Annotated in this window: 23 protein-coding genes, 2 tRNA genes, 1 pseudogene and 1 riboswitch; of the genes and pseudogenes, 11 read left to right on the top strand and 15 right to left on the bottom strand. The window is 34.8% G+C overall.

The features are described from left to right. Positions 1-113: 113 nt before the first annotated feature. The gene (locus tag FNW52_RS07360; RefSeq protein WP_143376818.1) at positions 114-629 is read right to left on the bottom strand and encodes a shikimate kinase; all 516 of its coding nucleotides are present in this window, start codon (positions 627-629) and stop codon (positions 114-116) included. Between the two features lie 127 nt (positions 630-756). On the opposite strand from FNW52_RS07360, the gene FNW52_RS07365 reads away from it, so the two are divergent. From FNW52_RS07365 to FNW52_RS07380, 4 genes are all read left to right on the top strand, one after another. Further along, positions 757-829 (top strand) — tRNA-Lys (locus FNW52_RS07365). Positions 830-843: 14 nt separating this feature from the next. Further along, a tRNA-Lys gene (locus FNW52_RS07370) sits at positions 844-916 on the top strand. 314 nt (positions 917-1,230) lie between these two features. Further along, the gene (locus tag FNW52_RS07375) at positions 1,231-1,557 is read left to right on the top strand and encodes a hypothetical protein (protein ID WP_143376819.1); all 327 of its coding nucleotides are present in this window, start codon (positions 1,231-1,233) and stop codon (positions 1,555-1,557) included. Between the two features lie 385 nt (positions 1,558-1,942). Next, positions 1,943-2,278 (top strand): hypothetical protein, encoded by a 336-nt coding sequence (locus FNW52_RS07380; RefSeq protein WP_143376820.1) that lies wholly within the window; start codon positions 1,943-1,945, stop codon positions 2,276-2,278. Between the two features lie 94 nt (positions 2,279-2,372). Here the strand turns inward: FNW52_RS07380 and FNW52_RS07385 are convergent, their stop codons facing one another. The 4 genes from FNW52_RS07385 to FNW52_RS07400 all read right to left on the bottom strand — a co-directional run bounded on the left by FNW52_RS07385 (position 2,373) and on the right by FNW52_RS07400 (position 4,467). After that, positions 2,373-2,912: a DUF4252 domain-containing protein gene (locus FNW52_RS07385; RefSeq protein ID WP_143376821.1), complete on the bottom strand. Its 540-nt coding sequence runs from the start codon at positions 2,910-2,912 to the stop codon at positions 2,373-2,375. 1 nt (position 2,913) lies between these two features. After that, positions 2,914-3,441 (bottom strand): DUF4252 domain-containing protein, encoded by a 528-nt coding sequence (locus FNW52_RS07390; protein WP_143376822.1) that lies wholly within the window; start codon positions 3,439-3,441, stop codon positions 2,914-2,916. Between the two features lie 80 nt (positions 3,442-3,521). Then, positions 3,522-3,971: a hypothetical protein gene (locus tag FNW52_RS07395; protein ID WP_143376823.1), complete on the bottom strand. Its 450-nt coding sequence runs from the start codon at positions 3,969-3,971 to the stop codon at positions 3,522-3,524. Further along, positions 3,958-4,467: an RNA polymerase sigma factor gene (locus tag FNW52_RS07400; protein WP_143376824.1), complete on the bottom strand. Its 510-nt coding sequence runs from the start codon at positions 4,465-4,467 to the stop codon at positions 3,958-3,960. Before FNW52_RS07400 ends, FNW52_RS07395 begins: the two co-directional genes overlap by 14 nt. 122 nt (positions 4,468-4,589) lie before the next feature. Here FNW52_RS07400 and FNW52_RS07405 point away from each other — a divergent pair, with 122 nt between their 5' ends. Continuing rightward, the gene (locus FNW52_RS07405) at positions 4,590-6,062 is read left to right on the top strand and encodes a S41 family peptidase (protein ID WP_143376825.1); all 1,473 of its coding nucleotides are present in this window, start codon (positions 4,590-4,592) and stop codon (positions 6,060-6,062) included. 345 nt (positions 6,063-6,407) lie between these two features. On the opposite strand, the gene FNW52_RS07410 is transcribed toward FNW52_RS07405, so the two are convergent. The 6 genes from FNW52_RS07410 to FNW52_RS07440 all read right to left on the bottom strand — a co-directional run bounded on the left by FNW52_RS07410 (position 6,408) and on the right by FNW52_RS07440 (position 12,970). After that, positions 6,408-8,333: a TonB-dependent siderophore receptor gene (locus tag FNW52_RS07410; protein WP_185965935.1), complete on the bottom strand. Its 1,926-nt coding sequence runs from the start codon at positions 8,331-8,333 to the stop codon at positions 6,408-6,410. 79 nt (positions 8,334-8,412) lie between these two features. Continuing rightward, a riboswitch (cobalamin riboswitch) is annotated at positions 8,413-8,754 on the bottom strand. 101 nt (positions 8,755-8,855) lie between these two features. After that, on the bottom strand, positions 8,856-9,395 hold the full coding sequence (cobC, locus tag FNW52_RS07415) for an alpha-ribazole phosphatase (RefSeq protein ID WP_143376826.1): 540 nt from the start codon (positions 9,393-9,395) through the stop codon (positions 8,856-8,858). Next, positions 9,380-10,177, bottom strand: coding sequence for an adenosylcobinamide-GDP ribazoletransferase (locus tag FNW52_RS07420; RefSeq protein WP_143376827.1), 798 nt, complete (start codon positions 10,175-10,177; stop codon positions 9,380-9,382). The genes cobC and FNW52_RS07420 overlap by 16 nt, the downstream gene beginning before the upstream one ends. Before the next feature lie 197 nt (positions 10,178-10,374). Then, positions 10,375-12,057: a nicotinate-nucleotide--dimethylbenzimidazole phosphoribosyltransferase gene (cobT, locus tag FNW52_RS07430; RefSeq protein ID WP_143376828.1), complete on the bottom strand. Its 1,683-nt coding sequence runs from the start codon at positions 12,055-12,057 to the stop codon at positions 10,375-10,377. Positions 12,058-12,064: 7 nt separating this feature from the next. After that, the gene (cobU, locus tag FNW52_RS07435; RefSeq protein WP_143376829.1) at positions 12,065-12,571 is read right to left on the bottom strand and encodes a bifunctional adenosylcobinamide kinase/adenosylcobinamide-phosphate guanylyltransferase; all 507 of its coding nucleotides are present in this window, start codon (positions 12,569-12,571) and stop codon (positions 12,065-12,067) included. 36 nt (positions 12,572-12,607) lie between these two features. Continuing rightward, positions 12,608-12,970, bottom strand: coding sequence for a DUF5522 domain-containing protein (locus FNW52_RS07440; protein WP_143376830.1), 363 nt, complete (start codon positions 12,968-12,970; stop codon positions 12,608-12,610). A gap of 96 nt (positions 12,971-13,066) precedes the next feature. Between FNW52_RS07440 and FNW52_RS07445 the strand changes: the two genes are divergently transcribed. The 4 genes from FNW52_RS07445 to FNW52_RS07460 all read left to right on the top strand — a co-directional run bounded on the left by FNW52_RS07445 (position 13,067) and on the right by FNW52_RS07460 (position 16,878). Beyond that, positions 13,067-14,209: an ABC transporter substrate-binding protein gene (locus tag FNW52_RS07445; protein ID WP_143376831.1), complete on the top strand. Its 1,143-nt coding sequence runs from the start codon at positions 13,067-13,069 to the stop codon at positions 14,207-14,209. Positions 14,210-14,270: 61 nt separating this feature from the next. Next, entirely contained in the window at positions 14,271-15,299 is a 1,029-nt protein-coding gene (locus tag FNW52_RS07450; protein ID WP_143376832.1) for an iron ABC transporter permease, read from the top strand. Between the two features lie 397 nt (positions 15,300-15,696). Then, positions 15,697-16,041 carry a 5-carboxymethyl-2-hydroxymuconate Delta-isomerase gene (locus tag FNW52_RS07455; protein ID WP_143376833.1) on the top strand — a complete coding sequence of 115 codons (345 nt, stop codon included), beginning with the start codon at positions 15,697-15,699 and terminating at the stop codon, positions 16,039-16,041. 60 nt (positions 16,042-16,101) lie between these two features. Then, positions 16,102-16,878 (top strand): ABC transporter ATP-binding protein, encoded by a 777-nt coding sequence (locus FNW52_RS07460; RefSeq protein ID WP_143376834.1) that lies wholly within the window; start codon positions 16,102-16,104, stop codon positions 16,876-16,878. Positions 16,879-16,993: 115 nt separating this feature from the next. Here FNW52_RS07460 and FNW52_RS07465 read toward each other — a convergent pair whose 3' ends face one another. Next, on the bottom strand, positions 16,994-18,601 hold the full coding sequence (locus FNW52_RS07465) for a class I SAM-dependent methyltransferase (protein WP_143376835.1): 1,608 nt from the start codon (positions 18,599-18,601) through the stop codon (positions 16,994-16,996). Positions 18,602-18,705: 104 nt separating this feature from the next. Next, a pseudogene (locus tag FNW52_RS21095) lies at positions 18,706-18,924 on the bottom strand (tRNA (uridine(34)/cytosine(34)/5-carboxymethylaminomethyluridine(34)-2'-O)-methyltransferase TrmL); the annotation flags it as partial. Positions 18,925-19,064: 140 nt separating this feature from the next. On the opposite strand from FNW52_RS21095, the gene FNW52_RS07475 reads away from it, so the two are divergent. Beyond that, positions 19,065-19,562 carry a hypothetical protein gene (locus tag FNW52_RS07475; RefSeq protein ID WP_143376836.1) on the top strand — a complete coding sequence of 166 codons (498 nt, stop codon included), beginning with the start codon at positions 19,065-19,067 and terminating at the stop codon, positions 19,560-19,562. Here the strand turns inward: FNW52_RS07475 and FNW52_RS07480 are convergent. Both FNW52_RS07480 and FNW52_RS07485 read right to left on the bottom strand, forming a co-directional pair. Beyond that, positions 19,543-20,001: a tRNA (cytidine(34)-2'-O)-methyltransferase gene (locus FNW52_RS07480; protein ID WP_143376837.1), complete on the bottom strand. Its 459-nt coding sequence runs from the start codon at positions 19,999-20,001 to the stop codon at positions 19,543-19,545. The two genes, FNW52_RS07475 and FNW52_RS07480, sit on opposite strands and share 20 nt — an antisense overlap. Before the next feature lie 6 nt (positions 20,002-20,007). Next, positions 20,008-20,658 (bottom strand): pseudouridine synthase, encoded by a 651-nt coding sequence (locus FNW52_RS07485; RefSeq protein WP_143376984.1) that lies wholly within the window; start codon positions 20,656-20,658, stop codon positions 20,008-20,010. A 338-nt stretch (positions 20,659-20,996) separates the two neighbouring features. On the opposite strand from FNW52_RS07485, the gene FNW52_RS07490 reads away from it, so the two are divergent. Beyond that, on the top strand, positions 20,997-25,175 hold the full coding sequence (locus FNW52_RS07490) for an MBG domain-containing protein (RefSeq protein WP_143376838.1): 4,179 nt from the start codon (positions 20,997-20,999) through the stop codon (positions 25,173-25,175). The last annotated feature ends 1,141 nt before the right edge of the window (positions 25,176-26,316 follow it).

Consider the following 26,316-nt stretch of genomic DNA (forward strand, 5'->3'; position numbering starts at 1 on the left):
CGCCCTTTTTCTTCGTTAAAAAACCTTTCAATAGCCCAGCTATTCAAAGATTTTTTGCCTTGAAAAAGACCAAAACAACTTCGTCAAATTTCGCATAGTTTATTTCAATACCTTTACAATAGATTTAAAATATCATTTACCGTCTCTTCTATTGATTTGTCATCTACGCTCACTTTGTGTTGAGCGTGGTTGTAATAGAAACTTCTATCAAAAAGGTGTTTGGCTATAAACTCCTTCATTTCGGCTTCGTTTTTATCTGCTATAAGCGGTCGTTTGCTTTTATTAGCCACTAATCTATTAAATAAGGTATCTATTGATGCTTTAAGATAAATAGAAGTCACACCCTCTCCATTTAATAATTCATGATTATTGGCATAACAAGGCGTTCCTCCTCCCAAACCGATTATAATTTTTCCTGGCGTATTCAATAATTCGACAAAAAAGGTGTGCTCTAATTTTCTAAAATAGATTTCCCCATGAGTCTCAAAAATCTCTTTTATGGTCTGTTTTGCTTTTTCTTCGATATATTCATCTAAATCAACATACGGAATTTGAACCATTCTCGAAAGGGTATTGGCAATTGTGGACTTGCCACAACCCATATACCCTAATAATATAATTTTTCCCATCTGAATAAGAGCCTACGTACTAAGGCGTTAAGTTTTTTTACTAAAAAAAGACAAATTTATAATAAAATTGCTTGGAAACTTCAAAAAAAAGTCCTTATATTTGCACCCGCATTCAAGGAAAGAATATGACTCGATAGCTCAGTTGGTAGAGCACATCACTTTTAATGATGGGGTCCTGGGTTCGAGCCCCAGTCGGGTCACAAAATNNNNATCAGACTCGATAGCTCAGTTGGTAGAGCACATCACTTTTAATGATGGGGTCCTGGGTTCGAGCCCCAGTCGGGTCACAAAATAGTAGAGACGTTGCAGTGCAACGTCTCTACTTGTTTTAGACCATACCGAAAAACAACTTAAAAAACCTCCAATTAACAATTCAATCCCCACATACCAACCATAAGAGTAACATTTTGACGGATAAAATTGCTAATTAACTAAATTAGTGTACTTTAGCCGCCGATTTATTATTTAAACAATACAATCACAATAACTCAAAATCACATTTAAAACCATAGAGCACCAAAAAAACAAACTATTTTAAGAGACAATTAAGAATAAAAACGCCTCCAAATAGCTTTAACCATTTAATAAAAAATCTCTTCGTATGGAAAAGACTTCAAAGATCAATTTATTACTGTTTTTTAGTTTATCCTTTTTAGTTTTAGGACTGTCTAATGCCTATTCACAAAAAGTCCATTATGATTCCATTCAAAAACAAAAATATGTACTAATTGATGTCCATAAAACGTACGAAAGAATCACAAGCAAAGGCTATGAGTCTGTTGAAATGTTTGAATATTTAGGAAATTATTATTTCGATTGTAAAAATTTTAAAAAATCAGAATTATACTTCGACAAACTATTTCAAAAATACAGTTTATCTCAAATTTCACCAAAAAGTATTGAACGTTACAAAACAATCAAACTCTAGGTTGATTAAAAATTGAAACAATTACACTAAAAAATCCTGTCTTAAAATTAATTTTCAGACAGGATTTTTTATTTAAAAACTAATAAAGCCCCCACTAAAATCACTGTTTAATAATCAGTTACGATAAAACATTATTCTAACACCCCGTCAAAAAAACACTCCTATTTGGATCTAAAAAACAGAAATTACATTCAAAATAAAACTAATCGTATTAAATCAAAAACCCCTTAAAGTTAAAAAAAACTACAACGTCTTCAAAAACCATCATTAATTAGTAGCTAAACAACTGAAAACGAAGTGTATTAACACCATTATTACAAATAAAAATGTAAATTTGTTTTAAATATATATTTTATTAATTAACAACCCCTTAAATAATATAAATATGAAAAAAACTACACAACCTACAAAAACTAATTTATTGCCATTTTTTACATTCTCCTGTGTTTTTTTAGCGATATTCAATGCCAAAGCACAAAAAGTCCATTATGATTCCATTAACAAACAAAAATACGTACTGATTGATGTTCATAAAACGTATGAAAGAATCACAAGCAAAGGCTATGAGTCCGTTGAAATGTATGAATATTTAGGAAATTATTATTTCGAATGCAGTAATTTTAAAAAATCAAAATTATACTTCGACAAATTATTTGAAAAATATAGTTTGTCTCAAATTTCACCAAAAAGCATTGAACGCTATAAATCAATTAAATTTTAGCCCAATTTAAAATTGGAGCAATTCCAATAAAAAACAAAACCTGTCTGAAAAAAATTTCAGACAGGTTTTATTTTTTTAAAATTTAAATTCAGTTTTATTTCTTGATTAATTCCTGCAAGGGTTTTAATTGTTCCAAATCAATTTTTGACTCTTTTAGCACCGAAATCATATTCATAATATTCGTTGGATTCATGTCTTTTCCTAAAACTCGTATTACAGCAAAGCCAGCATCGTTTTTATTGGCAAAAAACACAAACTCATTAATATGATCATCAGCCCCAACATAACTTACCGAAGCGCCTTGTTTCCCAGAACCAAACTTCATCAGCTGTTGATAGATCGTGTCTTTTAGAATCAAATTAACTTTGGCACGTTCTGTTTCAAATTGAGCCTTGTTTCTATCATTCAATTTAAAAGCCAAAACATTCATCTTGTCAAAAGAATGCAAAGCTTCTTTCTGTCCTACTGTCAATTTTGCTTGATCAACATTCAAAATGTTTGATGAAATATCCAAGGCTACAAAATCTTTGTTCTCTGTATTTTCAACAAAGTATTTTTGTAAAGTTGGTTCTGATTTACAGCTTCCAAAAACCAAACCAACTAGCAGCGTGGTTATAAACAAAATAACTCTCATATTACTTTTTACCTTTAGTTGCTTTTTTCAAATCATCTCCACCTGGAATTCTCATTTTATCTGTCAAGACCGAAATCTCATTCAAATCGAAATCTCCCGTCAATGACATCAAGACCGTATCTTCCTCTTTTCCTCCCTCAATAAACATCAACAACTCTTTTATTTGTGTGTCTTTGGCTCCAGAACGCACCATGATTTTGATGTTTCTACCTTTGTCATTTACACGCATCAGCTCTTCTAAACCAGCGGTTTTAATGTATTTCTCGGCAGTCGATTTCATTTCGCTTTCAACCCTGGTACTTTGAGTGGTAAACACTTTCAAATTATCTAATTTCCTGATTAAGTTCATGTATTGTTGTGCCTCTTTATCGGAGGTGTCTACTTTTACTTTACTCATCAATTCAAACATCTTTTTGTTGACTACAATTGACGTTACATCATCTTGTCCGTCAAATTTATCAAACGCTCCTTGTGCAAAAAACGGACTTGATACTAATACTGCTACTAATGTGATTATTAACTTCTTCATTTTATTTTGATTTAATGATTATTTTTAAAAATTCAATTCAACTATTCGGCTTGAATGCTCTAGAATCACTCTCGCTTTTTTTATTCAACAAATGCTTTATTCTTGGTTACTTCATATACTTGAAGATATTGCACCCCTTCGATACCTACATTTACGTTATCAGACAACATAGCCAATGCTTTTTGGGTTGCTTCTAAAGCCTCCTCAGGATCATCATAAGTTCCTAATTCTTGATTTTCCTTCACTGTATTCACATTAAAATAACTGTACGTTCCAATTCCCAACATCATAACGATTGAAGCCGCTATCGACAACCATGCTACTTTTTGCTTTTTAGAAATTAGCGCTACATCATTCGTAAGCTTTTGTTCTTTTGATTCAGCAAAATATCCGAATAAAGGTCGATACTGCTCTAAATGTTCCGCTACATTCGATGAAGAAAAATAGTCTTTCAACACGTTTTCTTCGGCAATACTCGTTTCTCCTTCAAAGTATTTTTCTAAAAGCGCTTCCATTTTATTGAACTCCATAACTGTGTGTTTTTAACATGTATTCTCTAATTGTTTTCCTTGCTCTTGAAAGTGCCACTCTCACGGCAGTTTCATTCATCTCCACTATTTTTGCGATTTCCGAAAATTCGCATTGTTCTATATCCCGCAATTGAATGATCAATCGTTGCTGTTCTGGCAATTGATCGACAATTTTCTCGACCCAATCTAAACTATCATTATCTTCTACTTTTTTATCTAAACTCGGCTCTCTATCGGTATAATTAGTATGTACAATTTTAAGATTACTGGCTCTTTTCGATTTTAGCTGATCCAAACAATAATTTTTGGTCATGGTCATTGCCATTGCTTCGACACTATTGTACGCTTCTAAATTCTCATTTTTACTCCATAGTTTTACCAAAATTTCCTGAGTAGCATCTTCGGCTTCCTCTGTGCTTACTAGCAATCGCTTGGCCAATCGAAAGAGCTTGTCCTTGAATGGATTAATTAAAAGCACGAATTCATTTTGGTTCATAAATCGGTTTTTATTACTTCGGTTATACAATCAAGACGACACAGCATTATATTTGTTACAAAAAAACTTAAAATAAGACTAAAGTTAGTATTTTTGCGTTGTATACCAACATAAAACACTATATGAAGACATCTTTTAAAATTATACTTTTAGCATTCTTAGGCCTTTTTATTTTTCAGAGTTGTGAAGATATGGATGATGTCGCCCCTCCAGCCTCTTCAGAAGTCAATGATTTTATCTGGAAAGGTCTTAATTTATATTATTTATGGCAAGCCGATGTACCTAATTTAGCTGACAATCGATTTGCAAAACAAACCGATTTAAATGATTTTTTGTCTGGATACTCAAAACCAGAAACACTATTCGAAAGTTTATTATACAAACCTGTAAGTCTATATCCTAAAAAAGGAGAAGCTGTTGATCGTTTTAGTTGGATCGTTAGCGATTATCTAGAATTAGAAGGTATGCTTCAAGGAACCTCAAAAAATGATGGTGTCGATTATGGTCTTTACCTCAAATCTACAAATTCAGAGGAGATCTTTGGTTATGTACGTTATATTATACCCAATTCAGATGCCTCAACCAAAGCTATTAAGCGAGGAGATGTTTTTTATGGAGTAAATGGAACGCAACTCAACAAAAGTAATTACCAAACCTTATTAAACACAGAAAATTACACATTGAATTTAGCTGATTATGATAATGGTAAAATTACGCCTAACGGAAAATCAGTAACCTTGACAAAAACAGTTCTTGCCGAAAATCCAGTTTTAATAAATAATGTAATTGAATCGGGAACTCATAAAATAGGCTATTTAATGTACAACGGTTTTTATCCAAATTATGATACCCAACTGAATGATGCTTTTGCAACATTAAAATCCCAAGGCGTTACTGATTTGGTTTTAGACCTAAGATACAACGGTGGTGGGTCTGTGCAAACAGCAACCCGTTTGGCTAGTATGATAACTGGACAATTTACTGATCAAGTGTTTTCTAAACAACAATGGAATGCCAAAATCAATGCTTATTTCGAATCTGAAAACCCAGAAGCTTTGAAAAATTTGTTTACAAACAAAGTTGGAGCTGACCCATTGAACAGTTTGAATATGACAAAAGTTTATATTTTAACTTCAAAAAGCTCTGCTTCGGCAAGTGAATTGGTCATTAACGGTTTGAAACCTTACATTGACGTAGTACAAATTGGAGACTATACTACTGGGAAAAATGTAGGATCAATTACCATTTATGACTCCCCTACTTTCGGAAAAGAAAACAGAAACCCTAATCATCGTTATGCCATGCAGCCTTTAGTTTTAAAAATTGTAAATGCAGCTGGTTCCGGCGATTACCTTAATGGCTTAACTCCAACTTACGAATTAAAGGAAAACGTAGCTAACTTGGGTGTATTGGGTACAAGTACGGAACCTTTGCTGAGTACTGCCATCGGAAAAATTACAGGAACTGCCAAAATGATTAAAACAAACAAAGGTATAGTATTCCCGTATTTTGAAGATAAAAAATCAATAAACGGAGTACAAAACCAAATGTATCTTGACAAAGTTCCTGCGGGACTTTTGAAATCTTTGGATTAAAACAAAGTACTTAACTAATGATAGCAAACAAAATGAGGTTGCAAAAAATACAGTCTCCTTCTTATCAGAAATAAAAAATAATTCCATTAAAAAAGGCTTTCAGAGATGAAAGCCTTTTTTAATGGAATTTAGACAGTACACTATAACTAACAGCATTTAATCATATCCATGTAAGAAATATAAGTTCATTTAAGTTTAAGTTAGGATGTAAACAACAACTTATATTTCCTTATATTTCTTACATGGTAAACTTTTTAAATCGGCAATTTATAAAAAACGAATCAGTTTAAAACCGATACTCTTTTTAAAATCAGAACCGTGAATAAATAGTAGTTGAATGCACTTTTAGAAATTAACATTAAAACCAAATTTAAAGTTTCTTCCTCTGGTGCTATATCCTCTAGATTCAACAAAATCTTTATCCAAAATATTATCTGCTGACGCAAATATGTTGAGTGTGTTTTTAATTAACTCATAACGAACATTTGCATTTACCAATTGGTAATCTTTCAAAATTTCTGATTGCAACACAGGGCTATACGTTGGAGCTGGATAGATTGTATATTCAAAATAGCGATCTGAAACAAATTGATAAGAAGCATTAAATGCTAAACGAGCCGTGGCTTGAACATCAACAGCTGCATTTACTTTATGCTTAGGATTCAAGATGCTAGATTGTCTTTCTAATTCTGTAAAAGTATAATTAGCATTAAACTTAACCTTATCATTTAATGCGTAAGCAAGCATAGTTTCGATTCCTCGGGCTTTATTTTTACCAATTAAATTGTAGTATTTAGACGATATTAAATCAAAACCTATGGCATCTTGCTCTTCTCTCCAAAAAGCAACTACATTCAAATTTAGTTTTTTATTTATCAAACTTACTTCAAAACCAGCTTCAGCAGTACCATCTTTTTCCGAAGATAAATTCAAATCTCCATAAGGCGAATAAAGTTGATACAAGCTTGGTGCAACAAAAGCAGTACTATAAGAAGCTAAAACTTTTAATGGTAAATCTTGAAAAGCAAAAGAAGGATTAAAATTGTAAACCAAATTATTACCATATTTACTATGAATATTGAATCGAGCACCTGTATTAATATTCAATCCAAAATCTGAATTATAAACGGCAGTTACATACGGATCAATCATATTAAATTGGGCAACCTCCTTTGTTATAACATCATAAGGACTTTCGTTTGACATTTCGTGAAACTGAAATTGTGCTCCTGTAACAATAAAAAACTGTTTGCCAAATTCGTATTTATTAAACGCATCAGCAGAGATACTTCTGGATTTATAAAAATATAATGTGTTGAAGTTAAACATTGTTCTGTTCATTAAATTTGCTCCAGAATTAAGAACAAACTCTCCTTTATTGTATTTGTATTTTGGAGAAAAACCAACTCTGTATTGCTCAGACAAGCTATAATTTTTAAGATCATCTACAAAAGGCCCAGCATCAAAATCGTTTCTCATTCGGTCGTAGTTCGCGAAGAAATCTAATTTTAATTTTTTATTTGGGGTAAATCCAATTTTCATCAACGAATTCACTCTAGAGAATGCATCTTTTTCAAAATCAATAGCCTTACTATCCGATTTTGATTCGGATATACCCGTAGTTTCCGTGCTGTTCAAAGAAGCAAAATAATTCACTTTTTCGGTAGTCCCATTTACCGCAAAACCTTGATTAAAATCAGAAGCGTCAGTACTCGATTGTTTGGCCACTGATTGCGTACCAACATGCATATAGGCGCTACCTGCAATTGCTTTTTTGGCAGACTTTTTAAGAGTAATATTGATTACTCCTGTTCCTGCACCCGAGCCATACAAGGTACTCGAAGCTCCTTTCATAATTTCGATACTTTCAATTTGCTCAACAGGAAGCAAACGCAAATCATAAGATTGGGTAATCCCCGAAGCATCCGTTACTGGAACACCATCAATCAAGATTAAAACTTGGTGGTTTCTTCCTCCGCGAATGTAAAGTCCTAAATCCTTACCGTTGCGACTTTGATTTCCGTTAATTTCTACTCCTGCAACCGTACTCAAAATAGCCGCTACAGATTGCCCTACTTTCTTCTTTAAATCTTCTGAAGTGATTTTTGTGATTACTTTACCTGATTTTTCTTTGGATAAAGCAAATTTAGAGTCAGAAATTACAACCTCATCCAATTCAATTTTGGACACATTACTGTCTTTTTGCTGCGCAAAAATGCAGTTAGTTATTAATACGAATAACGCACTAATACGAACGATTTTGTTGTTCATTTAATAAAATATTTTTAATGATAAAAATGGGAGAAAAGCATGAAATTACCCACACCCAAACCTTTTTTCCCGAAAGTTTGATACTAATACAAAAAAAGGCAGGTCTCCTGGCTTGCGTCTTGTTGTTCACCTTCCCATTACAATTTTAGATTTAAAATTTTAGAGTTTAGATCTAAAATCTGTTCCGATAATTATCGGGACTAAAATCTACAATTTAAAACAGTGGTTTTGTAGATAACAACAAGCTTAATAGCTTACAGTTGCGGGAACAGCGCAAGATTTTTGAGTTATGATTTAGGATTAACGATTTCTGATTTAAATCAAAAATCGTTAATCTGCAATCTACAATCCTCAATCACTTGCTTCCCTTTTAATGTGTTTTCGTAAAAAGTAAAACACAACCTTAATTCGGGTGCAAATATAAAGTTAAAAATATTGAAAAATCAAATTTGCGCTGCTTTTAGAAAAAAAAATGAATAATAAACAGTATTTAACTACTTAAAGTAATTTTTAAATAAAAACCTATGCTATTTCAATTTTGATTACATCTCCGTAATTTACTTTATTCTGAAAAGCATCTTTTAGTGGTAAATCATTTATTTTACATAAAAAACTACGAATAACTCCAGCATGCGCTACGATAATCACTGGTTTTTCAATCCCTTTTGTTAGTTTGTTTTCCAAAAAATCTAAAATTCGGTCATTCAAATCAACGAATGATTCTCCATTAGGAACACGTACATTGACAAAGTCTTCCATCCAAGGATCTAAAACTTCTTGAGGAATGGCATCCCAACTTTTTAATTCCCAATCACCAAAATTCATTTCCATTAGTCTTGAATCTTCAATAATGGAATCGATTTTGGTGTTTTCTAAAATATGATTTGCCAAAATAACACAGCGTTGCAATGGACTAGAATACAAAACAGCGTCTTGTGGCAATTGGTTTAGAATGGATTTAAAAATAGCATCGTAAGGTTCTAGAATTCCAACGTCACTCTGCCCGTAGCAGATTCCTTTTTCGCAAACCGTTTCGGTATGACGCACTAAATAAACTTCCATATCCCAATAATTGACAGATAAAAAATGACTTCACATACTTGCTGCGTTGCTCCTAAACAATCTCCCGTATAACCGTCAATCCACTTCTGAAAAAAACGGGCAAGGAAAAAACGAGCGATAAAAACCGGTACTAACGCCAATAAGAGTTGCCATTGAAAAAAAGACAAAATCACAAGAGGCAGTAGTCCAAAAAACAAAGCACCTACAACTTCTTTCCAAGTGAAATTTTGGGCAATAGGTTTGCTCTTACTCGATGCGTCTTCTCTTGAATATTGATGTGTAAAAACAATTGAAATGGCAGCAAGGCGACTAACTGAATGGGCTGAAACAAAAAACAAAAGATTGCAGATTGTTGATTGTTGATTAACGATTTCAGATGTGTGGATCAGACTATAAAGAGCTTGGAATTTTAATAAAAATAACAAAACCAAACCAATGGCTCCATAAGCTCCAATCGCGCTGTCTTTCATTATCAGAAGAATTTTATCTTTCGTCCAGCCTCCTCCAAAGCCGTCACAAACATCGGCAAAGCCATCTTCGTGAAAAGCTCCTGTGGTTAGAATTCCAGCAATCATCGACAGTATCAAAGCAATCTCAGGAGTAAAGAAAATAGAAGATAGATAATAGACAAAAAAACAAATTCCGCCAACTATCCAACCAATTAAAGGAAAATAGCGAGATGCTTTGTTCAAATAATCTGGATTGTGGTCGATGTTTTTGGGACACGGAATTCGGGTATAAAACATTAAGGCCGTAAAAAATATATGTAATTGTTTTTTCATATTGAAATCTGTTTTCTGTTTTCTGTTTTCTGCTTTCTGCTTTCTGCTTTCTGCTTTCTGCTTTCTGCTTTCTGCTTTCTGCTTTCTGCTTTCTGCTTTCTGCTTTCTGCTTTCTGCTTTCTGCTTTCTGCTTTCTGCTTTCTGCTTTCTGCTTTCTGCTTTCTGCTTTCTGCTTTCTGCTTTCTGCTTTCCAACAGCTAAAGCTGTCGGCTATTCACCCCGGCAGATTCAAAACTGGCCATTTCATTCAAAAATGCCACAGCCGATTGAATAATTGGAAATGCAACCGCACAACCAGTCCCTTCGCCCAGTCGCAAATCGAGTTGCAACAACGGTCGAACATTTAAATACTCCAATATTTTTTGATGTCCTTGCTCTGCTGATGAATGACAGAATATCGCATTATCTTTTATCGATGGGTTCATTTTATACGCTACTAAAAAAGCAACCGTGCAAATAAAACCATCAACCAAAATAAGCATATTGTTTTGTTTCGCCTGTAGCATTCCGCCTGCCATTTGCATAATCTCAAATCCACCAAAATAAGCCAACTTGCTTTGTAAATCATTTGGGCCATTATAATTTTCAAGTGCTTTTTTGAGAATATTTTGTTTCTGAATTAACTTTTCGTCAACAACCCCCGTTCCGTTTCCAACACAATCTTCGATGGGTAATTCTAACAGAACACTCATCAAAACCGAAGCGGTAGAAGTATTTCCAATTCCCATTTCGCCAAAACCGATGCAATTACAACCTGTTTCAAAAATGGAATTCACTATTGCTGCCCCTTTAGCAAAACACAGATCCAATTCGGTTTGACTCATTGCGGGACCATGTAAAAAAGACTGTGTTCCCTTCCCTATTTTGGCCGAAACCAAATTAGCATTTGGAGGAAAATCATAATTTACTCCAGCATCTACAATGGTTAACGCGATATTATTTTGTTTACAAAACACATTAATGGCCGCTCCGCCTTCCAGAAAATTGGTGACCATTTGTCGGGTAACATCTTGTGGGTAGGCACTCACCCCATGATTGGCAATTCCGTGGTCGGCAGCAAAAACGACTATATTGGGGTTTGTTATTTTGGGTTCTGAAGTTTGAAAAACGGTTCCTATTTGTTTCGCAAGGCTTTCTAAAACGCCAAGAGAACCTGTTGGTTTGGTTTTATTATCTATTTTTTGTTGTAAACTATCAATCAGAGTTTTATCAACTTTATCGAATTTTGGGACTGAGACTGGGACTGAGACTGGGACTGAGACTGAGACCAAAATCTCTTCAACAAAAGGTCTTTCTGCTTTTTGCTTCCAATTCAGTTGTTGTAACATGGGTTGGTTGCCATAATTGGAAGCAGGTTTACCTACGCAAAAATACCCCAAAGGTTCTATGTTTTCAGGCAATCCCAAAAGTTGTTTGAACTGGTAATAATTTAGAATCGAAACCCAGCCCATAGAATACCCTTGTTCTGTTAATGATAGCCAAATGTTTTGCGCAGCACATACCGCACTGAATTTTATCGCTTCATTACTCCCCACCGTTCCAATAGTAAAATTATTCAAAACCGAACGGTCGTAACAAATCACCAATCCGAGTGGCGCTTCCTCAATCGCTTCCAGTTTTAAAGATTTATATTGAGTTTTTTGCTGTTCATCGTCGGTTAGATTTGCAGCCTTTTGATCATAATCTAAAAACAACTCTTTTATCGCTTTTTTGATTGCAACCGACTTGATCAGATAATATTTGGTAGCATCCGTCAAACCAACAGATGGCGCATAATGTCCCGCCTGTAACGCTTTTTGAATCACTTCTTCTGGTATTGCATCACTTGTAAAATGACGAGTATCCCGACGGGATTTTATAATTTCATCTAAATTGGACATCTTTAAATTATTTGATTTTCACAGGAATCCCAGAAACCATTAGCACAACGGTTTCCGCTTTTTGGGCAATGTATTGATTCATCCAACCCTGTAGTTCTGTGAATTTTCTGCCAATATGAGTATCTGCATGAACTCCCATTCCTATTTCATTGGTTACAATAATAATCGTTGCATTTTCTTGTTGTGCAATCGCATCCAATTCGGCTTTGGCTTGTTCCAAACTTAAAGCTACATCGTTCTTCGTATCCACAAAAAAATTGGTCAACCAAAGGGTAACACAATCCACAATAGCCACTTTTCCTGAAAAATCTATTTCACTCAAATACTTTTCCTTTTCTATGTTAACCCAGCGTTCATCACGGTCTTTTTGATGGCGGTCAATGCGTTTCTGGAAATCTTCATCCCACTTTCTGGCTGTTGCCACATACATTGGTTTTTCGGATAACTCTTTCGCCAAATTTTCGGCATAACTGCTCTTTCCGGAGCGCTCTCCGCCTGTTATTAGATATATCATTTTTGTTTTATAACGTATTTTGCAAAGTCTATTTTTTTAATAAGGACAATGTGTGCAATCGCTTTTGCAACAATATCCTCGTTTGAGATGAAACCAGGCTTTAAAAACATAGTTCCCATCTTCAAAATAATAATCAATTCCTTCTATTATGTTTGTGGTTTCTGGCAATAACGAAGCTTTGTTCCCTATTGCGGTTTCGGGAGTTATGGTTGCCACAAATTCGTCTATTGTATCAGAACAAGCCGTTGCAAAACAACTGGGACAAAGACAATCTGTTATATCCAAAGGATTAAAAATAGGAGGAAAATCATTGCACCAACATTTCTCTCCTTCTAGTGTATCTCCACAATTAAAAGGCATTTTACAAGTAGAACAATGCTTCACTTTTATAGTATTCATTTGGTAAAGATAACGTTTGTACCATTTTTTACTGCAAAAATTAAACAAGAAATTTATAAATTAATATACCTTTGTTGTCATTGAAAAAAATATAATATGCGATTTTCATTCTACAAAATTCTTTTAGTTACCATTCTCTTTTCTTTTATTGGATGCCAAAAAAATGAAAAAAAAGACACTATAACTGATGCCAACACTTCAAATAGCATTCAATATGCCAAAAGTCTAGCCATTTATAAACATGAAGGTTATACAGTCGTAACCGTATCAAACCCTTGGCCAGATGCAGTTAAAAATTTCACTTATATTCTAAAAGAAAAAGATGGAATTGTACCCGACAGCTTAAAAAAATACAATCAAATTTCGGTCCCTTTACAATCCATTGTAGTGACTTCTACCACTAATATTCCTTTTCTGGAAATGCTGGGTGCAGAAAAATCACTTGTTGGATTCCCTCATACGGATTATGTTTCATCCGAAAAAACGAGAGCTTTAATTGATGCTGGTTTAGTTAAAAATGTTGGACAGAATGAAAAACTCAACATCGAACAGCTTATTGAATTGGCTCCAGAACTTATCGTGACTTTTGGTATTGACAACAACAATCCTTCTATAGAAAATTTACAAAAAAGTGGTTTAAAAGTCCTCATCCAAGCCGATTGGATGGAGCAATCTCCCCTTGGAAAAGCGGAGTGGTTAAAACTCTATGGCGCTTTATTTGGCAAAGAAAAAGAAGCAGATATTTTGTTCTCAACTATTGTAAAAGAATACAACAATGCTTTAGCATTGGTTGCCACCAAAAAACCAACTTCAACGGTATTGTACGGTTCTATGTATCAAGATCAATGGTTTGTAGCGAAGGGCAGCAGTTGGGTTGCACAATTTATGAAAGATGCCAAAGCCAATTATCTTTGGGCAGCTTTGGAAGGAACTGGAAGTCTTGGATTGTCTTTTGAAAACATATTAGACAAAGCAAAAACAGCTAATTTTTGGATTGCAACTGGTTCGTTTAAATCATTATCCGAACTGGAAAAAGCCAACCCACATTACAGTCAGTTTGATGCTTTTACCAATAAAACTATTTATACTTTTGAAGGAAAAATGGGGGCTACTGGAGGAACTGTTTTTTATGAATTATCCCCTGCCCGACCTGATTTGGTATTGAAAGATTACATCAAAATTTTTCATCCTGAATTGCTTCCCAATTATACATTTACCTTTGCTCAGAAACTGAATTAAATACAACTCAACAGACCTAACAGGTTTTAAAAACCTGTTAGGTCTCTGCAAAAAAAGCTCATTGAACAATCAAAAACGAAATACGATCTTATTCTCATTACTTTTTATAGGGCTCATTGTCCTGTTTTTTGTCAACATCAGTTTGGGGTCGATTACTATACCATTCAAGGAAGTCTACACCAGTTTGAGTGGAGGTCAATCCAGTAAATCTACTTGGGAATACATCATCATCAATTACCGTTTACCCAAAGCAATTACGGCGGTTTTAGTTGGAATGGGGTTGTCCATAAGCGGATTGTTAATGCAAACTTTATTTCGAAATCCGCTCGCTGGCCCTTATGTTTTAGGACTCAGCTCAGGTGCAAGTTTGGGTGTGGCTTTCGTGATATTGGGCGCTAGTATTTTGCCTTCCTTTTTGAGTGGCATATTATTGTCGCCCTACGGAATCGTTTTGGCGTCAACTTTAGGCAGTACCACCGTTTTATTATTGGTATTATTGGTTTCACAACGCTTGCGAGACACTATGGCAATTTTGATAGTTGGACTGATGTTTGGTAGTTTTACCAGTGCCGTTGTGGGGGTTCTTACCTATTTTAGTTCGGCTGAACAATTGCAGAAATTCACTTTCTGGTCTATGGGAAATCTTGGTAATTTGTCCTGGTCATCGATTGTTATTTTATCAATTTGTGTGTTACTGGGCTTATTCCTCAGTTTACTTAGCATCAAACCGTTGAACGCATTACTCTTGGGCGAAAATTACGCTAAAAGCATGGGATTGAATTTCAATAAAGCCCGACTTATTATCATATTGGCAACGAGTATTTTAGCTGGGAGCATAACGGCTTATGCGGGACCTATCGCCTTTATTGGATTGGCTGTTCCACATATCGCCAAATTAGTGTTTCAAACAAGTAATCATACTGTTTTGTTCTGGAGCACTTTACTTTTTGGAGCCGCAATTATGTTGATATGTGATGTGGTTTCTCAAATGCCTGGTATGGAAATTACCTTGCCAATTAATGCCATTACTTCGATATTGGGTGCACCAGTGGTTATTTGGTTGTTGGTTCGAAAGAGAAGTTTTAAGTGATAAGTAGTTTCTGAACTATTCTCTTTTCTGAGAAGGATAAGGGCGCAGAACAAACTGCACTTTTAAAGAAGGATTCAAAAAATCTACATAAAAAATTGCACGCAGATTTCGCAGATTTACGCAGATTAAAATTAATTAATTCAACACACAACAATTTATATAGAGATGGATTAGAGTTTTTTTTTGAAAACAAGTATGTTTTGTCTAATACTCGAACAATAAGCACTATATAATTATTTCAAAAAAAGCACTATTTTAGACTAAAAATAAAATGGCAGTATGTTCCAAAATGGAACATACTGCTAAGAATATCAAAATCAAAAAAAATACAAAACTAAATTCCATAGTCTCTATAACTATTCATAAAACATAGATTATTTTAAATAAAAAACATATTATGCCACATTTTGTAATTGATTGTTCCGAAAACATACTGAATTTAAAATCTCCTGAAGAAATTATGCAAGCTGTTTATGATACCGCAGAAGCTACAGCTCTTTTTGATGTTGGCGACATCAAAGTTCGCATCAATCCTTTTCAATACTACAACATTGGGAATACCAAGGATGATTTTATTCATATTTTTGCTAATATAATGGAAGGTCGAACAACGGATCAAAAAAGCAATCTCTCCCACAAAATAATTGGTCAATTGAAAGTAATGTTCCCTGAGGTTCCGATTTTATCCATCAATATTAGGGATTTTGAAAAAGCAACCTATTGCAATAAATCTATGGTGTAAGTTTTCAAAATTATATTTCAACCTTACAGTCTTTAAATAAGAATTTTAGAATCCATCAAAATGAATACTATCCTTACCACTTCTAATTTAAGTATTGGTTACACTTCCAAAAAAGGAACTGAGACCATTGCCGAAAACCTCAACTTGACCTTGAAGACAGGGAAACTGATTGCTTTGATTGGGGCAAATGGTATTGGAAAATCTACTTTATTACGCACCATTACCGGAATTCAAAAACCTTTGCAGGGAACTGTTTTGCTGAACGATAAAAAAATAACCAGCTACGAACCTTTGGCACTGGCCCAAAATTTAAGTATGGTTTTGACCGAAAAATTGCCTCCCAGTAATTTAACCGTTTTTGAATTGGTGGCGCTGGGTCGGCAACCGTACACCAATTGGATTGGTACTTTATCGGATGCCGATATTCAAATCGTTCAAGAAGCGATAGAGCTGACACAAATTGGTCATTTGTCCCAAAAAAAACATTACGAAATAAGCGATGGACAGTTACAAAAGGTTTTGATTGCAAGGGCATTAGCGCAAGATACTCCCTTGATCATTCTGGACGAACCTACTACCCATTTGGATTTATTACACAAAGTTTCGTTGCTCAAACTCTTAAAAAAATTGACACACGAAACAGGGAAATGCATTTTATTTTCGACTCATGACATTGATATGGCCATACAATTGAGTGACGAAATGATTATCATGACTCCAGAAACTGTCGTGCAAGACGAGCCTTGCCATTTGATCGCCAAAGGAAGTTTTAATACTTTATTCAAAGACGAACATATTGTTTTTGACAGCGAAAAAGGGAAGTTTGTTATCACTTAAGAAAAAACCTCACCCCTTCCGATAGCTATCGGAACTATCCAAAGGAGAGGGAGTTAAAACTAGGTACTGAACACTAAAAACTGTCCCGATAATTATCGGGAACTGAATACTCCTTTCAATCTCCTTTCAACAAATTAATACTAACCGTCGCAATTTCTGAATCTGGGAATTTTTTAAAATAGTTAGGGTCTGGATGCAATCCCGCTTCGGCAGCTATTTTATGTAATACGTCAATCTCAACTATAAATTGATCCGAAAAACCATGTGAAGCATCATAGGCAGTAGCAGCAGTTTTTCCTAAGTTACTGGCTGTCAAATAAGGAACTACGGTATGCAACTCAATGATCAGCAATCCGAATTTCCGTACGTAAGGCGACCATTTATTGAAGTGTTCCAATAAATTATCCTCGACTAGATTATTGCTAATTCGCATTCCTCTATGCGCAAACGCCCCTGTGGAATTACTTATTCTACCCTTGGTAATTTGTTTTGGCATTTCCCAAATTCGGTTGTGATCCAGAAAAGTTCTCACATTCAACAAATCTTTCAAATCGATATTATAATTCTCCCGTAAATCTTCGGCTAGCAAATCGGGTCTGCCTATATCTCCCCAAATCACTTTGGCCCAAATATCGGCTTTGATCAAATTGGCTCTGGTTACTTTAAGAGCCGCTTCATTATAATCGGCTCCCACCAGAAACAAAGGATGGGTGTTTAGCATTGTTCCTCTCAAAGTTTGACGATCAATCACATTAAAAATATGCTCTAGGAAAGCACCGTTTCCACAGCCCATATCCAGTATTCCTTTGGGTTGTTCTTCTATGGGTAAATTAAATAATTTGATGATTATTTCGTCAATTACTTTAAAATAAGTATCGTGTGCGCCTCCACTTCCCCAAACATTCATTTCTCTGTCAACGTGAATTTCATCTTCTCCGTCCCCTACAATTCTTAAAACAGAAGGGTTACCAAAAATTAATTCATCCATTTTACTAAAGGTGGGCAAATACGAAACCGTTACACCATAAGCAGAAGCTCTTTTGGCAAAAAACAAACCTGCTTCGGTAAACTGATAATTGCCGTTTTTTTGGGTAAACCACCCTAAATAAGCCAAGAAATCGAGTATGATTTTGAAATGTTCGGGTGACTTATGAAACTCTTCCGGGCGGAAAGAAATTTCCATGAAATATTTATGAAACATGCCACTCATCCCAAGGCGCACCAGTGTTGGACCAACCAAAAAACCTTCAATATGCTTTAAAATTTGATGTTGTAGGGTATTGGTCAATGAATCGGTAGAGAACGAGATTCCATAATTGTCTTTGTATTTTTCGAAAATAGATTTTAAACGTTCAAAAGGAGCTTCCTCAAATAATCGGGGATGAAAATCCATAGAAAATTGCAATAACTCCACCACATCTTTGTATAATGGAAACAAGGAAAAAGCTATTTCACTTTTCTCATTTACGCTAATGGCAATTTCGTCAGTACTTGCATTAATCTGATAATCGAGAAAACCTTGAGAAGCCAATACTCGCAAACCCACATTGAGATAGCCTTCATTGGCTTTGAACTGGGACGAAAGTTCAGAAAGAGTTATTTTCTTTTTGTCCAAAATGCAAGCCATTATTCCTTTTTTATAAAGTAAATAGGCTACTGGCGCGGTTACTAAACCATCCAAATGTTTAAAAATGGTACTTCGTAAGGAAACGTTATCTATCATAAAAAGAAATTTAAGACAGGAATATAATATCTATCTCAAATATATGAAATTTCCTTTAAAAAAAATGATTGTTTTTATAGCAAATAGCGTTCAAACGTTTCGTATTAAACACTTAACCCAATCTGTCTCTTCGCCTCACCAACAACAAAAACAACCAAATTGGCAATATTAAAACTTCTGATTAATGGTGACATCGTAATGATCAGGTGCTTCTCGAATTATGCCAAACTTTGAGTGCTAAAACTCACACTTTCCTTCCCAAAAACCAACCAATCTCCTTCTTGGAAATGTTTTTTCAAATAAGACTTTTCGGCGTAGGAGGCATCAGGAAAACTAGTCATTTATCTGGAATTTTTAACAGCATATTGAAAGATGATTTTTTTTTCAATAAGGAAAAAGAAAATTTACTTTCAAAAATATTTCATAAGTTGTTTATCTTTGTAAGAGTTGTAAAAGCCTAGAGATGAAACACTTTCTTAAAATAACCCTGTTTTTTTGGATTGTCGTAAGCACAGCGCAGACAAAGTTGGAGCTGACTCCTAAGGGCTTTATTCCTCTGGAAATGGAAATGCCCAATCAACCCATTAATAAATTAATAGAGCAATCAAAAGAATGGGCATCTTATTACAATGAAAAAGGCTCTGATGTCTTTGCTGTTACTAAAAATTCCTTAACAATCGAAGCTCGTTATGAAACTGCTTATTATTACTGGAATTTAGCCGTAAAATATAATTTTGACATCAAGTACAGTCTTAAAATTGTGTTTGGAGAAAATCAAAAATATACCCTTACATTTATTGTAGAAGAAATCTCTATCGATGGGGTTCCGCTGAAGACTACAGTAACCGATTTTTTTACTCGCGAAGGAAAACTGAAAGAAGATTTCAAAGATGCAAAACCTTCACTGGAAATCACCGCAAATAAAATTATAAAATCTTATATTAATTTCCTAGCCCTATAATCTGTCTTTTCGCCTCTCCAATAACAAAAGCAACCGAATTGGCAATATTAAAACTCCTAATTAATGGAGACATAGGAATAGTGAGGTGATTTCCGAACAATGCTAGAACTTCATTGCTCAAACCCTTACTTTCTTTACCAAAAACCAACCAATCCCCGTCTTGAAATTCATTCTCCAAATAGGACTTTTCGGCATGGGAACTCATCAGGAAAACTCTGGAATGATCCGGAATTTGAGCCATCCATTCGGCTACATTTTGATATTCGGTAACATCAAGATGTACCCAATAGTCCAGTCCAGAACGCTTTAGATTTTTATCATTTATAACAAAACCAAACGGATGAATTAAGTGTAAACGGCTTTGGGTACCTACACACAAACGGCCAATATTTCCGGTATTATTAGGTATTTCGGGTTCTACGAGAACAATATTTAGCATTATGATTTAAGATTTTTGATTAACGATTTTTGATTGCAGATGGGCATCGATTGTTTGATTTTTAACATTGATACTGTCATTGCCATTGATATTGAAGTTCTCAACTTCTTTTACTTCTCCAGCTTGTAAATCCTTCAAATATACGTTTCCTATTCGGACTCTTACCAATCTCAGGGTGGGAAAACCAACAGCAGCCGTCATTTTGCGTACTTGTCGAAACTTACCTTCATTGACCGTAATAGAAGCCCAAGAGGTAGGACCATGACGTTCGTCCCGAATCTTTTTTCCTCTTGCTCCAAAATTAGGAATCTCGTTTACGATAAAAGCTTCGCAGGGTTTGGTGATGTATTTTGTACCATTAAAACCAATCTCAACACCATTTTTCAATTGTTCTATGGCTTCTGGCGTGATTACACCATCGACTTGCACATAGTATTCTTTATCGACTTTTTTGCTCCGAATGATTTCACTCATTTTCCCATCCGTCGTCAATAACAGTAAGCCTTCAGAGTCTTCATCAAGTCTGCCAATCGCCATCGTTCCAACAGGGAAATCATGTAATTCTCCCAAGAGTTTTTTCTTTCGTTTTAATTCGTAAATAAATTGACTTAAATAACCGTAAGGTTTATGAAGGATGAAGTGGTGGTGGTGGGGCATTATTCTGGCTTTATTTTGTGAGGACAAAGATAGATTTGTTTTTGTAGTATTAAAAAAACATTGTGACTTGAAGTCAAATAATTCGTATGTTGATGTTTATTGTTTTTTATAGGTTATATGTAATTGCTTCAGCTGTTCGCTATCGCTCGTGTTACATATCATCATTGGTGTTTATCTCATCGGTTACTATTATGTTTTGGTATTCGATGCTTTTCAATTGCGACTAATTTTCGGTCATTCTCATTTCATAAAACAAAGCAATAACTTTTCGATTTCATAATATTTACTTAATTTGAAAGCCTGTAGATTTGATTTCTAAAAACTCAATTTTTAAACAAATGAAAAACGTTTACCCAGCACGTCATTTAATGGCTTTTTTAACTCTGTTCTTTTGCTATTCTTTTTCCCTTTTGGCACAAACACAGCCAACACCGCAAAATTTACCCTATACTCAAAACTTTGATGCACTTCTAGCAACTAGTACTTCCTATCCAGCAGGGTTTCAAGGATGGACAGCAAGTGTAATTCCAGGTAGCACTTACAACACTGGTGCTACTCCTGTTGGAGACAAACCATTAACCGCCAATGGTACTGCAGCTACAACTAGTGGTAACATCCATAATTACAATGGGAAAATTGGTTTTCAGAATACAGGTTCATTAGACCTAACTCTAGGATTTGCTTTTGCAACCACTGGACAAAGAGGCATCACTGTACAATATGACGCTATGGTCATCCGAAATATGTATGATGGTTCAGCCAATACCCGCATATCCGAAATGGCGCTGCAATATAGAGTGGGTACTACCGCTGCTTTTACAACCCTTGCATCAACAGCTTATTTGAGCAATACTACAAAACAAACTACGGCAATTACAACCCCAGTAAATCCGCAAACCACGAAAGTGGCTTTACCGGCTGAGTGCGACAATCAAAGTGTGGTTCAAATCAGATGGATTTCTAAGCAAGTTTCAGGAACAGGTGCCCGACCGTCTTTTGCCATTGATGCGATTTCGATTCAAAACGATGTTACTGCACCTATAAATACAGCTGGTTTCCCAAAAACAGACAACGTTTTGTCTGATGGTTTTGATTTTTCGACTCAATTAAACGAAATTGGCAAAACCTATTATGTGCTATTGCCCGCTGGAAGTGCCAAACCAAATAATAGTCAAGTAAAATCTGGACTTGACGCTTTAGGAGATCCTGCATTTCAAGCGGGTATAGTTGATTCTCCTGATCCCTTTTTGGGGGCTGTAAATACCATTAGGGGGCTGACTTTGAATACCAGTTATACCATTTTCTCAATAGCCGAGGATAATGCTGGTAATACTCAAGCAGATAGCAATCAACTTAATATTACGACTGCCAATGTTCTAGTTCCTGCAATTACAACAACAATTAGCACGCTTGATTTAGGATTCTCAGAGCAAAACTTCGACTCCAATACGTTAAGTTATAAAGTACAAGCTGATAACTTAAGTGGTGCTGTGACTCTTACTGCAACGGGAAATTTTTCTATTTCTAAAGAAGTAAATGCCAATTTTCAAACTTCCTTAACATTTGACAAAACCGATTTTGATGCCAATAAAACGCCAACGGTTTATGTGCGTTTCACACCAAATAATACTGGCAATTTTTCAGGCCAAATAACCCATCAATCTTCTGGAGCTACGGATAAAATAGTTGCTTTGTCAGGTATTGGAATCAATCCATATCTTCAAAATTTTAATGATGCAAATGTGCTATCAAATAGTGGCTGGACGGCTTATAGTGTTGCGGGAAATAAAATAAAATGGGCCAGTACCAGCAGTCGTTTTAATAGCTCGCCAGCAGCCATTCAAATAAATGGATATACCGAAGTTGGCCCTAGTAACGATTGGTTAATATCGCCTAAATTACGATTAGATTCTTTTAATGCTTTCCCTATATTATCGTTTTACTCCCGTAAATTTTTTGCAGGTTCCGCTTTAAAATTAATGGTTTCTGTAGATTATGATGGTGTAAGTAGCCCCGAAACGGCTACTTGGACAGCACTCGAAGGCGATTTCCCTACTACTACTGGCGTTTTCAAACAAACAAACAACATCAATCTAACAGCTTATAAAACGAACCATACTTATTTGGCTTGGGTTTATGAGACCAGCACCAATACAGCTGACAATGTAGCTGAGTGGACAGTTGATGATGTAGCAATTGGCAACACAACTACTTTTCTTACGGCAAATCCAAATCTAAATTTTGGGGAAGTTGCCACAAATTCAACCTCATCCAGTCAAAATTTTGCTTTAAAAGCAGGAGGTTATGGAGCTATTACAGTAGCAGCCCCAACAGATTATCAATTATCAACAGACAATCTTTCGTTTCAAACTAATGTAACAATTTCTGAAGCTGATGCATTAATTGGTAAAACAATATATACACGATTCGCTCCTACGACAAAAGCCTTAAGTATATCAGGTTCTTTGACTGTAACTGCAACAGGACTAAACCAACAAACAGGTTCTTTGGTAGGTTCTTCTTGGCCAAAAACAGAAACCTTTGACATTGTAAGTTACAATTTGGAGTTTTTTGGTAGTGATGTTAAAAACGCGAGTAATGTTGAATTTGGTCCAACAGACGATGCTTTACAAATTGACAATGTAGCCAAAGTAATGAATAAATTAAATGCAGATGTTTATGTTGTGCAAGAAGTATCAGATGAGCCTTCTCTAGATCTCTTAATCCAAAAATTAAATATCAATGGTAAGACTTTTGACAAAAGCATTTCGCCAGTTTGGTCGTATTCTTTTAACGCAGCTGACCCTAATTTCCCTCCACAAAAACTAGTGGTACTTTATAATACTCAAACTACCAAAGTCAAAAAAACCAGAGTGATGTTTAGTGAGTTATACGATAATATTCGCGCCGGAAAGACTACTTTGAACAATTATCCAGGTGGTAATAACAGTAGTTTTTTCGCATCCGGTCGTTTGCCTTATATGGTTGATATAGAAACCAATATTGCCGGGGTTAAAAAAGATATTAAAATCATCGACATTCATGCCCGTGCCAATAGCGGAACTGACATCTCTAAATACAACATGCGAAAATACGATGCTGAATTTCTAAAAGACAGTTTAGATGTTCATTATCCAAATGCCGATTTTATAATTTTGGGGGATTATAATGACGACGTAAAAGCATCTGTTATTGCTGGAAATCCGTCTTCGTACCAAAAATTAGTCGAAGATACGGCTCGTTACAATGCATTAACATTAGATATTAGCAAAGCGGGTTCTTATAGTTTCTTGAGTTCAGGAGGTTTTCTAGATCATATTATTACTTCAAATGAACTAACGGATGAATATGTAACCAATTCTATTGCCGTTTACGATCCTCGAACTGATATCTCAAATTATGTGAATACCACTTCGGATCACGGTCCGGTTATTGCTCGTTTTGAATTAAAGAAAATGGAACAAACTATTACGTTTAATCCTATAGCGCCTAAAACTTATGGTAATGTTCCATTTAATTTAACTTCAAATTCAACCTCAAATCTAGCTGTTACCTATACTAGTTCAGACGAAAATATAGTTAAAATAGTAGATAGTAAAATAAAAATCACTGGGGTAGGAACCGCTACAATAACTGCTTCCCAATCTGGAAATGACTTTTATTTGGCAGCACAAGATGCCATGCAGTCGATTAGCATAAATAAAGCTGAACTGACTATTAAAGCTGATAATAAAACAAAAAAATACAAAGATCCAAATCCCGTATTAACAGCTTCATATATTGGATTTGTTTATGAAGATTCTGTTCAATCATTAACCACATTGCCTACAGTAAGCACTGACGCTGACATAAACTCTGTTACAGGTGAATATGTTATAACCGTTTCTAATGCTGTTGCCAAAAATTACACCTTTGGCTATGTTAATGGTAAAATGAGTGTAGAAAAATTGAATAATTTTCCAATAGTTAAAAAAGAAGTTACAACACAATCGGCAACGACTCCTAATCAAATAAAAATCAATCTCCTAGATGTATTTTCAGATGCTGATCTTGATGTATTGACTTATTCGGTAGAAGTAGCTGATGCTACAATTGCAGAAGTTACCATTTCTGGATCAACCCTTACTATTTTATCTAAAAAAGTGGGTACAACAACAATAACTATTACAGCCAATGATGGTTTAGGCGGAACGGTAAGCACTTCATTTACGGCAAATATCAGTTCTAGTTTATCGACTATAGATTTTGATTTATCCAAAAAATTATCTGCTAGAGCGTATCCAAATCCAGCCAATGATGTTGTTACTATAGCTGTTCAATCAAACAATGAAACGAACATTTTATTGAAACTTTTTGACCTAAATGGTCGATTAATTGGTTCTCCTATTGAAATCAAAGGAGCTTCTGACGGAAACAATGCCAAAATACCAGTGGGTCATTTACAGTCTGGCTTTTATTTTTATACATTAAGTATTGATAATAAAGTGGTGTTCAGAGACAAAATAATCATACAATAAATTACCTCTTTTAAATGCAAAATGCTAGATTCTCTCAGGAGTATCTAGCATTTTTTTTTATGATTAAAGTTTTAAAAATCGAATAATATCTTAGTATTTATCTCTAAAAGTTAGAAAGAAAGATTCAAACCAACATTAAACATCCATTGAAACTGATTGAACGTTTGATTTTCTAATGGATTGATGTAATAATTCATTCCAGGTTCTATAAAAAATTTGGTCTTTTTATAGAATTCATATTGCAAAGTACTGCTCAATAAAGTTCCATAAACGTATTGGTTTACATTTTTATTTTCTCCTATCGAATTTCCGTCCAATAAAAGATTATTTGAAATCAACATCCCTACAAAACCTCCCGTATTCATACTAATGTTGGTTTTCTTTTTATTCAACAGTGAGTATGAAACCTCCAAAGGCATTTCGAAATACTTTAAATTTTGAGTTACATTTCCTTTTTCAAAACCATTATCAGCATCAGAATTTGATGCAAACATATAGTTTTCATTGTTCGAGATAAGAACTATATTATAACTATTTTTTGATGAACTGAGGGATTCACTATCGCTTGCAATCGGTAATGAACCCGATACAGTTCCTGAATAGCTTTGTTGTTCGTAATAAGATACCCCAGCTATTTTTTGTCCAAGCTCATTAATTTTGAAGCCCGAACTTACTCCCCATTTTTTGTTCAGTTTATAATTGGTCTTCACACCATAACCGCTAGATTGTTTGGATGCTACAGTGTTTCCTAATGCTTTTTCGTTATTATAATTTTGGGAACTCATAACCCCAGCAAAAACTTGAAGCGACCATTTATCAATACTTTTAGAATCTTTTTTCTTAGTCGTTTTATCTTTATCTAATTGTACCAAAGCATTCTCTAATTGAGCAACCTCCATTTTTATTTTGTCTAGAGAATCTTTTGAACTTGTATTTGTTGCGACTCCTTTATTGGTATTCAATCCCGAAATGGTATTCTTTTCGCTACCCACAACTGATTTACTGTTGGTATTTGAATTACTAACTTGAAGCGATTTTGAACTTATATTTACAGCAACGGCTTTATTGGCATTTGACATTGAAATACTATTCTTTTCATCACTCACAACTACTTTATTGTTCGCATTTGAATTGCTGACCT

This window comes from Flavobacterium sp. ZT3R18 (genome assembly GCF_007097385.1).
In the GTDB taxonomy this organism is placed as follows: Bacteria; Bacteroidota; Bacteroidia; order Flavobacteriales; family Flavobacteriaceae; genus Flavobacterium.

Bases quoted from the DNA above. Each gene is read 5' to 3' on its own strand.
- FNW52_RS07360 (WP_143376818.1), bottom strand. From the start codon at position 629: ATGGGAAAAATTATATTATTAGGGTATATGGGTTGTGGCAAGTCCACA.
- FNW52_RS07375 (WP_143376819.1), top strand. From the start codon at position 1,231: ATGGAAAAGACTTCAAAGATCAATTTATTACTGTTTTTTAGTTTATCC.
- FNW52_RS07380 (WP_143376820.1), top strand. From the start codon at position 1,943: ATGAAAAAAACTACACAACCTACAAAAACTAATTTATTGCCATTTTTT.
- FNW52_RS07385 (WP_143376821.1), bottom strand. From the start codon at position 2,912: ATGAGAGTTATTTTGTTTATAACCACGCTGCTAGTTGGTTTGGTTTTT.
- FNW52_RS07390 (WP_143376822.1), bottom strand. From the start codon at position 3,441: ATGAAGAAGTTAATAATCACATTAGTAGCAGTATTAGTATCAAGTCCG.
- FNW52_RS07395 (WP_143376823.1), bottom strand. From the start codon at position 3,971: ATGGAGTTCAATAAAATGGAAGCGCTTTTAGAAAAATACTTTGAAGGA.
- FNW52_RS07400 (WP_143376824.1), bottom strand. From the start codon at position 4,467: ATGAACCAAAATGAATTCGTGCTTTTAATTAATCCATTCAAGGACAAG.
- FNW52_RS07405 (WP_143376825.1), top strand. From the start codon at position 4,590: ATGAAGACATCTTTTAAAATTATACTTTTAGCATTCTTAGGCCTTTTT.
- FNW52_RS07410 (WP_185965935.1), bottom strand. From the start codon at position 8,333: ATGAACAACAAAATCGTTCGTATTAGTGCGTTATTCGTATTAATAACT.
- cobC (WP_143376826.1), bottom strand. From the start codon at position 9,395: ATGGAAGTTTATTTAGTGCGTCATACCGAAACGGTTTGCGAAAAAGGA.
- FNW52_RS07420 (WP_143376827.1), bottom strand. From the start codon at position 10,177: ATGAAAAAACAATTACATATATTTTTTACGGCCTTAATGTTTTATACC.
- cobT (WP_143376828.1), bottom strand. From the start codon at position 12,057: ATGTCCAATTTAGATGAAATTATAAAATCCCGTCGGGATACTCGTCAT.
- cobU (WP_143376829.1), bottom strand. From the start codon at position 12,571: ATGATATATCTAATAACAGGCGGAGAGCGCTCCGGAAAGAGCAGTTAT.
- FNW52_RS07440 (WP_143376830.1), bottom strand. From the start codon at position 12,970: ATGAATACTATAAAAGTGAAGCATTGTTCTACTTGTAAAATGCCTTTT.
- FNW52_RS07445 (WP_143376831.1), top strand. From the start codon at position 13,067: ATGCGATTTTCATTCTACAAAATTCTTTTAGTTACCATTCTCTTTTCT.
- FNW52_RS07455 (WP_143376833.1), top strand. From the start codon at position 15,697: ATGCCACATTTTGTAATTGATTGTTCCGAAAACATACTGAATTTAAAA.
- FNW52_RS07460 (WP_143376834.1), top strand. From the start codon at position 16,102: ATGAATACTATCCTTACCACTTCTAATTTAAGTATTGGTTACACTTCC.
- FNW52_RS07465 (WP_143376835.1), bottom strand. From the start codon at position 18,601: ATGATAGATAACGTTTCCTTACGAAGTACCATTTTTAAACATTTGGAT.
- FNW52_RS07475 (WP_143376836.1), top strand. From the start codon at position 19,065: ATGAAACACTTTCTTAAAATAACCCTGTTTTTTTGGATTGTCGTAAGC.
- FNW52_RS07480 (WP_143376837.1), bottom strand. From the start codon at position 20,001: ATGCTAAATATTGTTCTCGTAGAACCCGAAATACCTAATAATACCGGA.
- FNW52_RS07485 (WP_143376984.1), bottom strand. From the start codon at position 20,658: ATGCCCCACCACCACCACTTCATCCTTCATAAACCTTACGGTTATTTA.
- FNW52_RS07490 (WP_143376838.1), top strand. From the start codon at position 20,997: ATGAAAAACGTTTACCCAGCACGTCATTTAATGGCTTTTTTAACTCTG.